This is a genomic window from Nonomuraea sp. NPDC051298 (assembly GCF_055586305.1).
This window is the reverse complement of sequence record NZ_JBVJIM010000020.1, coordinates 81,375-95,040: the sequence shown is the minus strand read 5'-3', so window position 1 is coordinate 95,040 and position 13,666 is coordinate 81,375. Positions and strand designations below refer to the sequence as shown.

12 protein-coding genes are annotated in these 13,666 nt (G+C 65.0%); 4 read left to right on the top strand and 8 right to left on the bottom strand.

What is annotated here, in order from left to right:
• Nucleotides 1–299: 299 nt before the first annotated feature.
• The 4 genes from ACZ6S0_RS39775 to ACZ6S0_RS39760 form a co-directional block, all read right to left on the bottom strand.
• On the bottom strand, nucleotides 300–1,100 hold the full coding sequence (locus ACZ6S0_RS39775; RefSeq protein ID WP_465924498.1) for a hypothetical protein: 801 nt from the start codon (nucleotides 1,098–1,100) through the stop codon (nucleotides 300–302).
• A gap of 94 nt (nucleotides 1,101–1,194) precedes the next feature.
• Complete coding sequence (locus ACZ6S0_RS39770; protein ID WP_465924497.1) at nucleotides 1,195–2,076, bottom strand: hypothetical protein; 882 nt, start codon at nucleotides 2,074–2,076, stop codon at nucleotides 1,195–1,197.
• Nucleotides 2,077–2,445: 369 nt separating this feature from the next.
• Complete coding sequence (locus ACZ6S0_RS39765) at nucleotides 2,446–3,507, bottom strand: DUF4007 family protein (protein ID WP_465924496.1); 1,062 nt, start codon at nucleotides 3,505–3,507, stop codon at nucleotides 2,446–2,448.
• 677 nt (nucleotides 3,508–4,184) lie between these two features.
• Entirely contained in the window at nucleotides 4,185–4,562 is a 378-nt protein-coding gene (locus ACZ6S0_RS39760) for a DUF3427 domain-containing protein (protein WP_465924495.1), read from the bottom strand.
• 153 nt (nucleotides 4,563–4,715) lie between these two features.
• Here ACZ6S0_RS39760 and ACZ6S0_RS39755 point away from each other — a divergent pair, with 153 nt between their 5' ends.
• Both ACZ6S0_RS39755 and ACZ6S0_RS39750 read left to right on the top strand, forming a co-directional pair.
• A complete protein-coding gene (locus tag ACZ6S0_RS39755; protein ID WP_465924494.1) occupies nucleotides 4,716–5,288 on the top strand; it encodes a hypothetical protein in 573 nt (190 codons plus the stop codon).
• A 70-nt stretch (nucleotides 5,289–5,358) separates the two neighbouring features.
• Nucleotides 5,359–6,903, top strand: coding sequence for an ISKra4 family transposase (locus ACZ6S0_RS39750; protein WP_465924493.1), 1,545 nt, complete (start codon nucleotides 5,359–5,361; stop codon nucleotides 6,901–6,903).
• Between the two features lie 1,491 nt (nucleotides 6,904–8,394).
• Here ACZ6S0_RS39750 and ACZ6S0_RS39745 read toward each other — a convergent pair.
• The 4 genes from ACZ6S0_RS39745 to ACZ6S0_RS39730 form a co-directional block, all read right to left on the bottom strand.
• Nucleotides 8,395–9,036, bottom strand: coding sequence for a hypothetical protein (locus tag ACZ6S0_RS39745; RefSeq protein ID WP_465924492.1), 642 nt, complete (start codon nucleotides 9,034–9,036; stop codon nucleotides 8,395–8,397).
• A 318-nt stretch (nucleotides 9,037–9,354) separates the two neighbouring features.
• Nucleotides 9,355–10,116, bottom strand: coding sequence for a GP88 family protein (locus tag ACZ6S0_RS39740; RefSeq protein WP_465924491.1), 762 nt, complete (start codon nucleotides 10,114–10,116; stop codon nucleotides 9,355–9,357).
• Nucleotides 10,113–10,355 carry a hypothetical protein gene (locus ACZ6S0_RS39735; protein ID WP_465924490.1) on the bottom strand — a complete coding sequence of 81 codons (243 nt, stop codon included), beginning with the start codon at nucleotides 10,353–10,355 and terminating at the stop codon, nucleotides 10,113–10,115. The genes ACZ6S0_RS39740 and ACZ6S0_RS39735 overlap by 4 nt, the downstream gene beginning before the upstream one ends.
• Before the next feature lie 283 nt (nucleotides 10,356–10,638).
• The gene (locus ACZ6S0_RS39730; protein WP_465924489.1) at nucleotides 10,639–10,947 is read right to left on the bottom strand and encodes a hypothetical protein; all 309 of its coding nucleotides are present in this window, start codon (nucleotides 10,945–10,947) and stop codon (nucleotides 10,639–10,641) included.
• A gap of 986 nt (nucleotides 10,948–11,933) precedes the next feature.
• Between ACZ6S0_RS39730 and ACZ6S0_RS39725 the strand changes: the two genes are divergently transcribed.
• Nucleotides 11,934–12,236, top strand: a complete 303-nt coding sequence (locus tag ACZ6S0_RS39725; protein WP_465924488.1) for a hypothetical protein — start codon at nucleotides 11,934–11,936, stop codon at nucleotides 12,234–12,236.
• Entirely contained in the window at nucleotides 12,233–13,660 is a 1,428-nt protein-coding gene (locus ACZ6S0_RS39720; RefSeq protein WP_465924487.1) for a zeta toxin family protein, read from the top strand. Before ACZ6S0_RS39725 ends, ACZ6S0_RS39720 begins: the two co-directional genes overlap by 4 nt.
• Nucleotides 13,661–13,666: the final 6 nt, after the last annotated feature.

Sequence of the window (13,666 nt, the reverse complement as noted above, 5' to 3'; positions counted from 1 at the left end):
CTTCCAATGGGGGGATGGTGAGTGTTCGGGCGTGTGGTCGGCGTGCCCGGCCAGAACCACCGCTCTTTGCATTAATAATCTTAGCGCGATTATGGGCCATGTGGGGTTGGCCGTCAGAGCCGCAGATGGTGCGGCACCGATAGGGAGGGAAAGCCGCGGTGGAAGGGCGAATGCCGCTGTTTGCGGCCACGTCGGCGCGCTGCGCTGCGCTGTGACCTAACGCTGACCTGGCGCTGGCCCGTTGCGGTGGTGGCCGGACAGCGTCAGGGCCGAGATGCGGGTGGGGCTGGTCCGGCGGGCTACTTGTCGGTCGGCGCGTCTCTGGACATGCTGGCTCGCCTCGGTGTCCGTCCACGCCCAATCCTGACGTGGTCCCAGAAGTTATCGAGTTCTGCCCGGGGCCAGAGCGGGGCTCCCCGGTGGTTGACGTTGCTCGCCTTCCAGAGCGCTTTCAGGTGGGGGTGGTCGGCGTACTGGATGACGGTCATGTCCGCAAGGCCGCGCAACTGGGCGAACTGGTAGAGGGTGATGAGGGAGTCCGGTCCGGGCTGCCTTTCGACAGGAGCGCGGCGCATCAGGTAACGCACGACCGGCTCCAGCGGATAGACCGCCTTGCGCAGCGATGATGGGAAGTCGACGTCCGGATCCTTACCCCAGCGGGTGATCGTCGTGGTGTCCACTCCGGCCAGCGTGGCGGCACCCCTGGTGGTGATCTCGTCGTCATCGATCTTGTAAGGGCCCGCCTGCTCGCGGGCCACACGCCGAGCGTTGCCCAGGTGCGCGGCGAATATGAACTGCTGGACCTCTGCCAGAGGAAAGACCCCGGCACGCAGCGGTTCGGGAAAGGCGGGTTCATTTGTCCAGTGGGAGAGCGCGGACGGGGATACCCGGCCGAGCGCTGCGATACCCGCTGTGGTGATGTCGTCGGGGCCGAGCGGTGATTCACCGGCATGTGCCTGAGCGACACGTCGCGCGTACTCCAGATCGCTTTCCACATCCTCATTGTGCCGGGCGTCCGGCATCGTGACGTCGGGCGGGCGGCACTGCCGTCTGGGGGCGGCGCTCGTGGCGATCGTGTGTGTGAGCAGCTTGTGGGTCATGGTTCCTCGAACGCTCGGCGGCTCCAGGGCCGCGATCAGAGCAGAGGGCTGCGGCGCTGGCCGTCTGGGGCGACGGGGCCAGCGGCGCAGCAGGTCAGGCGGCTGCCTCGCGAGCGGCGCCCTGGGGGATCTCGGTACGTCGGCAGGCCCATGGGGAGCAGCCGGGCGGATCCTCTTCGAAGGCGGCGACATCGAGATCGATCTCACCTTGGCGCATCGCCCACTCCTTGGCGGTCACCACGTCGAGGGGGGCTTCTTCGAGCGGCACCCGCGATCGGTGGAGGTAGGCTTCGCCGTCCAGTTCGGTGCCGGCGGCGGGATGCCCGTTCCGGATCTCGTGGTCGAAGGCGACGGCGTCGAGGAAGTCCTCGGGCCGATTGTTGCGAATGTCTCTCCACCTTTGGTTGCCGTGGAAGGGGCAGCCGATGCAATCGCTGGGAGGGACGTTCTCGAATCCGTTCTCCTTGAGGATCTTGCCGCAGTCCTGTCGGGTCAGGCCCATTTGGACCAGGGGGTAGAAGAGTTCGAGATAGCGGGGAAGCCCTTCGCTGTCCTTCATGCGGCGCGCTTCGTCGGCGCTGATGCCGATGTCTTGGAAGGCATGCCGCCCGGCTGGCACTCGGCCGATGTTGCCGTCCCCGCTGATCGGTGCGCCCAGTGCTGCGCGCACCCCCGCCATGATGGGTTTGATCTTGTATTCTTCGGTGCACTGTCTCCTGAGGATCTTTCGTGTGCCATTACGGCCCATCACGTGCAGCGGCATGGTGGCGTAGTGGCCGCTGGTGCGCAGCGCGTCATCACGGATGTTACCCGCGCTGACTCTCAGCAGCGGGATACCGGCGTCCGCGGCGAAGGCTTCCAGCCGATCAAGGTGGGTATAGGTGAGATGGCTCTCCCAGCCTGGATCGGCGAAGATCATCCCGTCGTAGCGGGGGATGATATCGGGAGCGAGTCTCAGGGCGGAGATGATCGCCAATGTGGTGGACTGCCAGCCTGCTCCGCAACTCAGGAATCCAAGCGTCTTTCCCTCGGCGGCTTTGTCGCGCAGTCGTTCGAGGCTAGCCGGGGGCAGGCCCGCGAGTACGACGTCACAGGGCTCCTTTCGGGTAAATCCCGCGGGGTGGGTGAGGCGAGTGCCGGTCGCCGCACACTATTTGACTTGCTTATGCATGATTATGAGTGTGTGCTGTGCACGAGAAGTACCGGCACCATGCTGCCTGGAGCCTTGGCGGGTCGGCGAAACGCAGCGGCGTCATGGCGGCAGAGGGGCGCTGGTCGGATGCCAGACATGACAGCGGCGCCCCCCTTGGGCGGGGTCGCCGGAGAAGCTGTCGGTCGAGCGTGCTCAGTCGGCGGTGGCGTCCTCATCGAGCGGCGCGGCGCGGCCTAGCCGCTGCCGGGCACCGTGGTAGTGGCTGTCGAGGAGGTCCCAGGCGAGGTCGGCGGCGGGTGCGGTGAACGCAACGCTGACGCCATCGGTGGATTCGACAAGGTGGAAATCGGGATGTTCGATGCGTTCAAGCACGGGGCGCAGCTTGCCGCTCCACCAGCGCAGCACTCGGCCCGGGCTGCCCGGCTCGGTGGCCAGGCGGCCGAGGGAGATGCTTCCTGGCCCGGAGGTGAGGGCGCGCGCGAAGTCGAGACACATATATCCGACGACCGCGGGCGGAAGGGCGTGGGCGGGATGCAGGTGGATCTGGCTCTTCTCCTCTACCGAGATGGCGTTGAGCAGGGCGAAAGGGCGGGTGAGTTGATCCTCCAATGACACGCGGGACTGCTCGAACTCTCCGCCGCTCGCGGTGTACATGCGCACCAGGCAGTACACGTCGCGCTCGACGATCTTGTCGGTCGGATTCCAGCCGGCCTCGCGCGCATTCCGCGAGATCCGCTGGCACAGTTCGACGCGGGTGGTTCGCGCGAAAGGATGGTGAAACGCTTCCCAGAAGGCCGGGACCAGGCATGACGGGCGCAGAAGCCACCAGTGGAGAAGCCACAGACTGCTCGCGTCCTCCAGATAGGGATCGGCTCCGTCGTCGGAGAAGAGCCAGTGGGCGCGATCGGTGAGATTCACCTGGTGCGGTCCACCCTTCGTGCCGTTCGGTGTCTCATGTGTGAGCTTGAACGCGCGCATCCAAAAGCGCAGAGACTGAACCTGGCTGTGACCGATGCCAAGAGTAATGGGGGCGTCCTTGCGGATAAAGGCCATCGGGTCCTCCTGCAAGGCGAGGTATGCCTTGTGGAGCCAGCCCATCTTCGGCGGGTTAGAGCCGTGGCGGGCGAAGGTGGGCTGGCAGGAGGCGGCCAGTGGGGTCGAGGCCGAGAGCGGTGTCGCCTCTTCGGCGAAGAGTGCCAGCTGGTCTGCGGCTGGTGCGCAGGAAGGGGGCGACGCAGCGCCTTGCGGGCTCATGGGTCTCCTCGAATCAGGGAAGGGAGGGACGGGATCGGTGCAGAGTGCGACCCCTGCTGGAGGTCTCGATGTACATAATGTACTTGGAAATACATGTTTTATGTGATGGTGAGGCTCGCCTCTCTGAGAGCCGGCGACGAGGCGCCGCGTCCGGCCCTAGACTGAGGGCCAGCAGTCACGCGAGGACTTCTTGCTCCTGGCGGGATTTGTGGGTGAAGTAAGGGCCGGCGGATCGTGCCAACCCAGAGCGTGCGCGCTCGGGAGGTCCGCCGGCCGCCCCATGTTGCTGGCGTGGCATCCAGCGAACTCGACGCGGCGGCATGATCCCAACAGCCGAGCAAACCGAAAACGACTGGCTCTCAGTGCAACCGCAGACGTACGCTCGACCTTGCCGCGCCGAGGAAGCCTCAGGGAGGGCACCCTGCCTCACGCGGCTCCAATCGTTCACGCGACGTCGGCGTGGCGGGTGCGCGCCGCACCGACTGCCGGACGTCGATGCCAGGGGTTGCGACAAGTGGTGTGATACACGGCCAACCCGCCGCCGCGCGGCGAACGGCGCGCGATCGCCGACGGTGCACGAGTTCGACGCCCGTCCCGTTCTCTCGCGTGCACCTTCCGAGCCGCCCGGCGCCGCCCGGCCCCTGCAACGAAGGAGCCGGGCCGGGTCCGATGCCGGTCTATTCCGTCACGAACGCGTACTTGAAAACCTCAGGTGGCAGATCACGGTCCATCCGCCAGACGAAGGTGATGGGCTGCTCCCCCTTGTGCGACACGTAGCGCATCGTCCCGGCGTAGGTGTAGGGCGGGGCGCCCAGGCCGGTGTCACGCTTGGTCCGGCGGATGAACAGATGGACCGTCGAGTGGCCGTTGATGTAGCGGTGAGCGGGCGCCGCCGTGGCGCGGAGCCTGCCCTGGGACTGCCATTGGAAGTCGGTCTCGCTGATCGCGTGATCGTGGTAGCGGGTGGTTTCGGAGTAATCTCCCTCTGCCTTCTCGATAGTCACGAAGAACACGTCCGCCCGGTGCTCAGGGAAGTACTTGACCCCTTCGACCACGAAGGCGGGGCGGTCGAGGCCAAAGGCGGCCAGGGCCTCGTTTGGGTGCGGCTCTCCCTCAGTGAGTGCCTGAGCTGGGCTTTTGTAGACATGACTGTTTGATCCAGGAACCGCCTTTTACTGTGAGTGCAGACCCGTGAGGCGGTGGTGACGATGAGCTCGTTGCTCGAGGAACTAGCACGGCGCGAAGCCGCTGCCCGCCGGCGAATCGAGGAGATCCGCGAGCAGATCGCCGCGCTCACCTCACAGATGCAGGACGAGCAGGACCGCTTGTCACGGCTGACGATCACACGGGAGACCGTCGAGGAAATCCTGGGCGAAGCGGCCCAACTGCTCGATGAGCCCAATGGACAGGCCGAGGCCGCCGACGCGGCCGGCAACGCGCCGTCGAAGCAGCCACCGGTGCTGGGTGTGGTGACGGTGCCGCACTGGCAACCCGGCATGAATACGGCGGTGCTGCCGCGCGCGTACCGGGACGCGGTGGAGATCATGGCCGATGCCGGGCGGGCGATACGGGCCGGGCAGATCGCGGTGGCGATGGGACTGCCGGATGAGGCCGCCAAGCGGGAAGGGCTGCGCTCCAAGCTGAAGCGGCTGGTGGAACGCGGCTGGGCGAAGGAAGAAGGGCCGGGACTGTTCACGGTGACCGATCCGGTGGCCCGCGAGATGGCCGGGCAGGATGGCGTGGCGTCACGAGACGCAATCGCGTCGTCACCGGGCGGGTGATTGTGGCGGGGCTCTCCCGCCGTCAGGTTCGAAGGTGCCACCCAATCGACCCCGACGAAGGAAGAGCCCTGTGCAGGCACCGTACGACACCGAGGCCACCGCTGACGTCTTTGCGAAGGCGAAGAACACATTCAACTGGCTCATCGGACACCTCACCGACGCGCAGACCGGGACGCTTGCCCATAACCGCCTGGAGGAGACCATCACCGAGCAGGGCCGGGAGCTGCAGCGCCTGCTGCTGCAGGCCCACCTTGACCTGCGCGCGCTGCGCGAGCTGGAGCAGGTACGCCACGCCCGCCACCAGGACGGTGGCGCCGCGGAGGTGATCGGCGCGGACGGGGTGCCGCGGCGGCGGGTGGAGCTCGGGCACCACCGCCTGCTCGCCACGGTGACCGGGACGGTGACGGTCACCCGGTGCGCGTGGCGGGCCCCTGGCGTCCGCAACGTTTATCCGGTGGATGCGGCGTTATCGCTGCCGGCGGTGCGACACTCGGCCGGGCTGGCGAAGCTCGCGGTCATCGAGACGGTGCGCGGCTCGTTCGACGCCGCCCTGGCGGCGATCACCACACGGTGCGGTCAGGTGATCGGCAAACGGCAGATCGAGCAGCTGGTCGCCCAGGCCGCGGCCGATGTCGACGCCTTCTACGCCGCGCGAACCGTGCTGCCGTGCACGGCGTCCACGGTGCTGGCGATCAGCGTGGACGGCAAGGGCATCGCGATGCGCCCCGAAGCGCTGCGGCCCGCGACCGCGAAGGCCGCCGCCCGCGCCCGAGCCACGTTCCGGACGCGGCTGGCGGCCGGGGAGAAACCGGCGCGCAAACGGATGGCGACGCTAGGGGTGGTCTACGACGCTGAACCGGCGCCGCGGCGGCCGCACGATGTGATCGCCGTCCCGGGCGGGCGATCCGGCCGGCGCCTGCCACGGGGCCGGCCGAACGCGACGCGCAAGTGGCTGTGTGGCTCGGTCGTCACCGGCCCCGGCCCTGTGATCGCCAAGGTGTTCGATCATGCCGAGGCCCGTGATCCCGCGCATGCCCGTCCCTGGGTCGTGCTGGTCGACGGGGCTCGCCACCAGCTCGACCTGATCATCGTCGAAGCCGCCCGGCGCCGCATCCGCGTCCACATCGTGATCGATTTCGTGCACGTGCTGGAGAAGTTATGGGCTGCTGCGTGGAGTTTGCACCCGCCCGCGGCGCCGGCCGCGGAGGACTGGGTCGCCGGGCATGCCCTGGCCCTGCTGGCCGGGCACACCGGCCAGGTCATCACCACGCTGAGGGCGCAGGCCGCCACAGCCGGCGCGCAGCACCGTGACGGCATCGACGCGTGCATCCGCTATCTGTCTAACAACGCCGGGCATCTGCGGTATGACCAGGCGCTGGAGGCGGGATGGCCGATCGCGACCGGGGTGATCGAGGGCGCGTGCCGTCATCTGATCGCCGACAGGTTCGACCTGGCCGGGGCACGGTGGGGCCTGGCCGGGGCCGAGGCGGTGCTGAAGCTCCGCGCGCTGGTCGCCAACGGTCATCTGGAGGAGTACTGGACTTTCCATCTCGCCCGGCAACACGAGCGTGTCCATCAGACCGGCTACCAGGACGGATACGCCCTTACGGCTTGATCGCTTCAGTCGCTCAGGAGGAGCCGCACCCATCGATGGTTTGGATCAGCGGCCGGTCTCGTCCTGGCTGGGCGCGGGCGAGGTGACACTCTGATTCAGGACACGGTGGCGATGGGGCCGTCGAGATGGGTGCTGCAGGTGCGCCAGTCCCCACCGGTGGGTGAGAGTGCAACTGAGGCGGTGCGGCCTGCACCAGGTAATGTACTGAAAATCATGGCGGAATAATGGGTCATGCGAGCGGGTTTCGGGTTGGACCGACAGAGGGGTCGACCGGGGTGGGGTCCGGTTTGGCCAGTGACTGAGCGGTTGATGGCGCACGCTGCCACTGCAGTGAATGCTGCGGTTGGCCACGTGTCGCGGTCAGCGGTGCTGCCGGGTGATGACAAGTCGCCTGAGCATCTTCAGACGGGTGGCCGAGCTCGCGGCCTGCGACCCTGGCAAGGTGATGGGGCGTCGTCTACCGGCTGCCGGACCGTGGTGCCGGGATCACCCTGCGGAGGCTTCCGAGACCGTGGCGGGGGTTTGTCTCGCCTTGGCGACGAGTCGGCTGGCGGTGGCCTGACTTGCGCTGACGATGCTGGCGACTTCCTTCAAGGTCACTTCTCGCTGCTCACGAGTTGCGTTGTCCAGCACCTGGCGAACCAGCTCTACACGTTGCTGGTGCAGGAGGTCGCGTTCGCTGGGGCGCCGCGGTCGACTGTCCGACCTACCGCGGGGACGCCCTGCGCCAGCACCCCTCCCTGGTCGCCGGAAGCCCGTGATGGCAACTCGTGACCAGTGCCGTGTCTCACACACGATGACGGTGTGCTGAGGTGCGTAGCCCTCGGCCACGTTCTTCAGCCAACGCGCAGGGCTGATGCCCCAGACCCGGGCCGCTTCCCGTGCATCCAGCAGATCCTGAGGGTCGTCGGTGGACGGCACTGGCGGCACCTCCCGCCCAGCGAGGTAAGCGGTGCACTGGTCAAGGTCCCACAACCGCTTGCGGGTCGCGTTCACGGGCTGTGGCAAGCGGGGATCGGTGAAGAGCCCATGCCGTCGTGCCGTTCTGGGGCTCATACCGGCGAGTGACGCGAGTCCATCGGCGTCAATCACCGAGCGACCTGCCCGGATCAAGCTTGCCCCCATTTCTGAGCTGCACCGACGCCCACATAGACCGCGCGCGCTGCCGATGCCGACTGCTGTTGGCAGTTTAGCGAAGGCGGGCTCTTGCAGCGCTGTACGGAGTAACGGATCGATCAGAACAGGTCACTGCGATGTGGGCTGGCTGTGCTCCGACTTACCGCAGGGGCGGTGTATGGATGCACATCAGAGGGCTGATGGTATGCCTAGCGCAATCTGGTCACCAGTAGCAACCTGTCTCGCATGGGTGCGGAGAAGCTTTCGTAACGTTGGGTAAGAGCGACGGGCTCCGCCGAGTGCAGCGGAGCCCGTCGCCGACCCCCGCGCTGCCTGCGGGAGAAACGTCAGGTAGGGAGCGCACCTCGGGCGAACCTACGACCAGGTGGGAAGTTTCCGGCAGGACCGGCATCGTCCTGAGCCATCGGGCGCCGCGCTGCCGCATCCGGACAAGCAGCGCCATTGCCAGCGGCCATCACGGGAAACTGCGGCCAGGACGCTGGCCACGCTGTGCTCGCCGAACGACTGGCAAGAGTGAAACACGTCCTCCACCGCGCCTTCGTGATCGTTGATGACGCGATTGGTGATCGTCCAGTTCCCGGCGTTGTCCCAGAACAAGGCCGCGCCATCGAAAGCTGGCGCCGGAGGGCAGTTATGGCGCCAACCGCTGTAAGGTTCGGCCAGGGGGATGTTGTGGGCGTGGTCTGCAGAGGCGTTGCCAGCGGTCAGATGGTCGTCAGCCAGGCCATGTGCATCGAGATCGGCAACCAGAACCCATCGCAGGGTGATGGAGCCGCAGAATGGCGCGGAGATGATGCGCACGGGTCCGTCATGCGTGGCGGTGTAAGGATGGCCATGCTCCTCCAGAGCGGCAGCGACGGTTTCCATCCACTCCGCGCGCTCACGCGGAACGGTGTGGGTCAGATGAAGGGGCAGCGCCGCCGTTGGCAACCTCTGCAGGAACTGGGCCAGCTCATAGAACTGGTGGAGCTGTGGCGGGGAAGAGGGTTCGGACACGGGGAATCACTCCTACTGCCGGGGGAAAGATAGGGAGCCAAACCAGCGGATCGCTCGCCTGCCGCCTCGTTGCCACCGTTTCCAAGCTGCACGATGAACAAGCAGTAAGCGGGTGGTGGCTGTCCCGCACTCAAAGATGAGACGCTTTTCCCATACTTGTGAGAAGCGAAGGTGCGTTTCGTGCCTTCCGCATATGGCGCGAGCGTATCCGTCTTTCATCTTGGCTGTACGTGTTCCAGGTAAGGAATTCTAAGGGGCTGAAGAGTTCTCGTGCGGATGCGCTGATCTGCTAACTATTACATGAGACGCCTTCGCGGCTTACGTAGGTGGGCGAGATACTCTATTTCTAATCGAGGCTTGCCACTCGCTTAGTCGACGGTTACCTTGCCGCTTCTTAAAGTGCGGAATGTTGTTGGCTGCCATGCCTACGGGTGCGGGGCCGATTACCGCAAGCAGATCATTCCCTCTCTGTGAATGGAAGCCCGCCGCGGTGATGTCCTCCTCGGTAGGAAAAACATCAGCCACACGGTCCACCCGTGGATTCAATAGACTGTCTTCACGCCCTCCCATCGAATAGACGAACAGGAAGTTTGATGGCTGGTCGGGCTCGACCATCTCCTTGAAGAGGATCACTTCCTTGGTGTAGCAGTAGAAGCGGACCTGTGGGCATGCTCGCATGATGCGTATCCAGGCCGCAAGGTAGTCCCGGCTGAGAAAGTCGCCGGCGTCATGGATCCTGACCCATTTACCTGCGAAGCGGCGGGTGCTGAGTTCGTTGCGCATGGCGCGCTCCCAGCCTTCTAGATCTTCGATCACAAAGGCGAGATTCGCTATATGCCGTCTCCTTACGCTCGGGATATTGTAGGTGCCCTGCAAGGCATAGCAAATCTGGGCGCATACCCCAGCGGCCGGGCAAGTTTTGATAGTGCGGCCATCGGGAAGGCGCGCTGCCAAGGCTGGCAGTGACCAGTTGAAGACTCCGATTTCCTTGAGGCGAGAATTCTGAGTTAGCAGGGGATATGGCCGATCGCTCGACTCAAGATCGAAAGCGGTGAGTTGCATCGGATCTATTCCGCTCATGCCAATCTCCGTGGTTGGTAATCGGCGCGCAAGAAGGCATGCCAGTTGAGGGCGGCGCGCCCTTTGCTGCTGATGTTCCACTCGTCGTAGTCGTGACCACGGGCGAAGATGGGTTCCCGCTCGGCTAGCCACTTGCGGGTGTTGGGTTTAGCCCAGTGAATGCCGCCGCCCTCGGAGGCGGATTCGAGTGCCGCGCGTTGCGCGAGGCTGAGGGGACGAGGCATATCGCTCTTGATCATTGTGGCTTCTGGCATCTCGGTGGTTGGGGGTGATGCCGTCGGGCAGGTACCCGGCGGCCGGGGCGGTCAGTTTCCGTGCGAGCAGCGACTTTGTGCCGGGGGCTGCTTGGGGATGATGCTGAGGTGGCCAGGGCGGTTTGCCGCTTGGCCTCTCCCTCGCGGTCTCAATAGTCGGCGGGCTCTGGCGTCTGGTGATGTCGGACTCGTTCAGGAGGTGGCGCATCGCCGGGTCTGCGACGTCATCGTCGCCGTGAAGCCGTGATCAGCTCTGCGATCACGGAATTCACAGAATCTCCCACTCTTCGCTTGTGGCGTTGCGGTAGCGGATCTCCGCTGACCCGGTATCGGCCCGGGCCCAGTCGAGGGGAGCAAACCACAGAGCACTGCCCTCCTCCCCCGCCGGGACAATGATCCGTCCGGTGTAGTCGAGCTCGCCGTCGCCGTCATAGAGCTGGAAAGGCGCGCCCTCTCCGCGCGAAAGGCGTGCATCGAGGTCGGTCTTCTCGTCGGGGCTGCCGACCATGTAACGGCGGTTGGTGTACGTGCCGCCGCAGTGGTCCGCGGTGATGATCCAGCCATATGGCCTGGCCATCGTTATCTCCTTCGCTAGTTGCTGGGTGGCAGGGGGCGAAACAGGCCCCCTGGCCATACGTGCGAGATTTTTTGCGGGATTGGGTGGCGATGCACTCATCGACCCTGCACGCTGGCGGCGGTTGTGTGAGCCGCGCTCGCTGCTGATGGCCTTTAGCTGCGGGCTTGTAGAGATGCGCGTGCGGCCGGGCGGGCTGTGCAGCAGCCTTAGCTGGCCGATGGACGAAGCGGTCTCCGGCTGCGCTCCATGATGAAGCCAAGACCTGGCCCAACCGGAGACAGAGGTGTTACGAGTGCCACTCGCCGTTGGATGTCGAACACGTTCTCTCGTTCAACACTGGTGAATATAGGACATTGTGGTGATGTTGTGGGCTTACGTGGGCTTGGTCGGTTGGTCAAGGCTGGCCCTGATCCACGACCTCGTAGGCGTAAGCGGTCCGCCAGTTCGGAATTCGGAAGCGCAAGTCGCTGCCTTGGATCCGGAACGTCGACCTGGCCACGAAGAAGAACGTGTCGCGCTCGTGGCCATCACTGAACGATGCCGCGGTGATCGACTTCGATCGACTGCGCGCGACTGTCGCCGGCCCGTGCCCTGGCGGCCGACGCCGACATCCTGGTCCTGCGCGATCCGGCGACGGACGTGGACGCGGTCCCCGAACAGCTCATTGCGCGCAACGTCACGGAGTTACGCCGGGGCCGCACCATGATCGTGAGCACCAGCAGTCCGGCGCTGCTCGACGCTGCCCGCGTCGGCCTTGGCGCTGCGGAGACGACGCATTCCGCCGTGCCCAGGTTTCTCGACAACACCGCCAGGCTGGGCGCAGCCTGAGAGGATACATGAGACCACCGAGCTGCTCTGAAATGCTGAGGGAGATGGTCGGGCGATCGTTGCCTGCGGCCCCCAAGTCAGCTTTCGAGGTGATCATCAAAGGGCTGCTACGGTAGCGTTCAAGGTATTTGCAATCACGGACCTTACGATGGAGCGAAATGGACCCCGGAATCTCAATTACCGGCCGGATGGAGCAGTTCTCCTGGTCAACGAAAGAATCAGTGGGCTATGAAGCCGCTATCGAGGCTGCCAATCACCTCATCGGCGCTTATACCGCACGGATTGCGCAGCAACAAGCCCACGAGAAGCCGGATCATTCATTGATCAGTGAGCTGCAGCAAGCCCGCACTGGTGTGGTGCACTCCCGTGACACGCTTGTGGCCCATGACAGCGATCAGGTAGCAGCCCAGCGTGCCATATTCAATGTCCAGTTGGCTGAACTTGAGCGGCGTGCGGAATGACCGAAGCGCAATCCGGTGGATATATTCTGTCCGAACGCGAAAGCGAAGATATCTTCCGATCGGCCATAGTGCCGACCGAGTTGTCTCGAGGGGCGCGCCAAGACGTTCCCGTGGTTGTCTACATCGCCGGCCAGCAGGGATCCGGAAAGACGCGCACGACCGCCTCCATCATGGAGGCGCTCGCCCAGCGGGGTGGTGCCAGCCTGGTCAACAGCGACTACTACAAGCCCTACCATCCTGCCTATCACCACCTGATGACCACCGCCGACCAAAACATGGCGGCCCATTTAGGACCCGACGGGCAGCGCTGGTCTCGCAAAGCTGAGGCATACCTTCGCCAACAGCGCGTCGACGTGGTCATTGAAACCACCATGCAAAACCCGGACTACTTCCGCGACAGCGTGCGACAATATCGGCAATACGGCTACAAGGCCGAAGTCGCTTTTCTGGCCGTGCCAGAAGCGCTCAGCAGACAAGGCATCCTGCATCGCTACGCTGAGCAGGTAGCCGACCGTGGACACGGCCGCCTCACGGATCCTGGCAAACATGAGCGCTCTTACCGTGGGATCCTGGCTACCGCCGACCTTATTGACGCCCAGCACCTGGCGGACACTGTGGTGGTCCTGCGGCGAGGCAACACCATCCTCTACGCCAACCACGTCGAACAGAACATGTGGGCCTCTGGACCTGCTACACGTGCCGCTATCGAAGTTGAACGATCACGCTCCTGGACCCCCGACGAGGCTCGGCAATTCTGGCAAATCCAGAACCATCTGAGCATCTGGCTGGGATCTGGCTGGCGGAGCGAACTCGACGCCGTCGGCGCACTCACCCCCCAATCTGCACAGGACTCCACCATCCTCGCCGCAGGGCTTCTCACGCCACAAGAGCGCACACCCTCACGTGCTGCAGCAGCGAGCGCCCAGACGAGCACCACACAGGAGTCCTCTCGACCGCAGCCCTATCAGGCTCCTGCGAGCGCGTCCGCCGACGCGACCCGGGAGGCGCATCCGAGACAGAGTTTCCGATGCCTTCGCATCCGCAGGCGGGCAGTGCAGCGTGCCGACTTGGGGCACATGTTCACCGCCTCAACGTCCGGTTCTCCGGCTCAGGGAGGTGGCTGGCGTGTGCTGAGCGCTTCGGCCATGAACGGCGCATGCGTGGATTGCGTGCGCCGCCCGAAGCGGTACACACCCATAATGGGTGTGAACGCGCACCCGGGTCCCCTCTGGCTGTACCTCTGTCTTTCCCCCGTGTGGCCGCGCGTTGTCCCGTCCGGCCTGACGTCCGCACTATGTCGTCCATATGACGTTCGAGGTCGCTCGGGTCGGTGGTTTCCTCGGTGTCTTCGTCGAGAGAGGGACAGCATGCCGAGGCCGATTCGCCGCGTGCGCTCTGTGCCGCTGGCTGACCGTGGTCCATGAAGACGT

Bases quoted from the DNA above. Each gene is read 5' to 3' on its own strand.
- ACZ6S0_RS39720 (WP_465924487.1), top strand. From the start codon at position 12,233: ATGACCGAAGCGCAATCCGGTGGATATATTCTGTCCGAACGCGAAAGC.
- ACZ6S0_RS39725 (WP_465924488.1), top strand. From the start codon at position 11,934: ATGGACCCCGGAATCTCAATTACCGGCCGGATGGAGCAGTTCTCCTGG.
- ACZ6S0_RS39735 (WP_465924490.1), bottom strand. From the start codon at position 10,355: ATGATCAAGAGCGATATGCCTCGTCCCCTCAGCCTCGCGCAACGCGCG.
- ACZ6S0_RS39730 (WP_465924489.1), bottom strand. From the start codon at position 10,947: ATGGCCAGGCCATATGGCTGGATCATCACCGCGGACCACTGCGGCGGC.
- ACZ6S0_RS39740 (WP_465924491.1), bottom strand. From the start codon at position 10,116: ATGAGCGGAATAGATCCGATGCAACTCACCGCTTTCGATCTTGAGTCG.
- ACZ6S0_RS39755 (WP_465924494.1), top strand. From the start codon at position 4,716: ATGAGCTCGTTGCTCGAGGAACTAGCACGGCGCGAAGCCGCTGCCCGC.
- ACZ6S0_RS39765 (WP_465924496.1), bottom strand. From the start codon at position 3,507: ATGAGCCCGCAAGGCGCTGCGTCGCCCCCTTCCTGCGCACCAGCCGCA.
- ACZ6S0_RS39775 (WP_465924498.1), bottom strand. From the start codon at position 1,100: ATGACCCACAAGCTGCTCACACACACGATCGCCACGAGCGCCGCCCCC.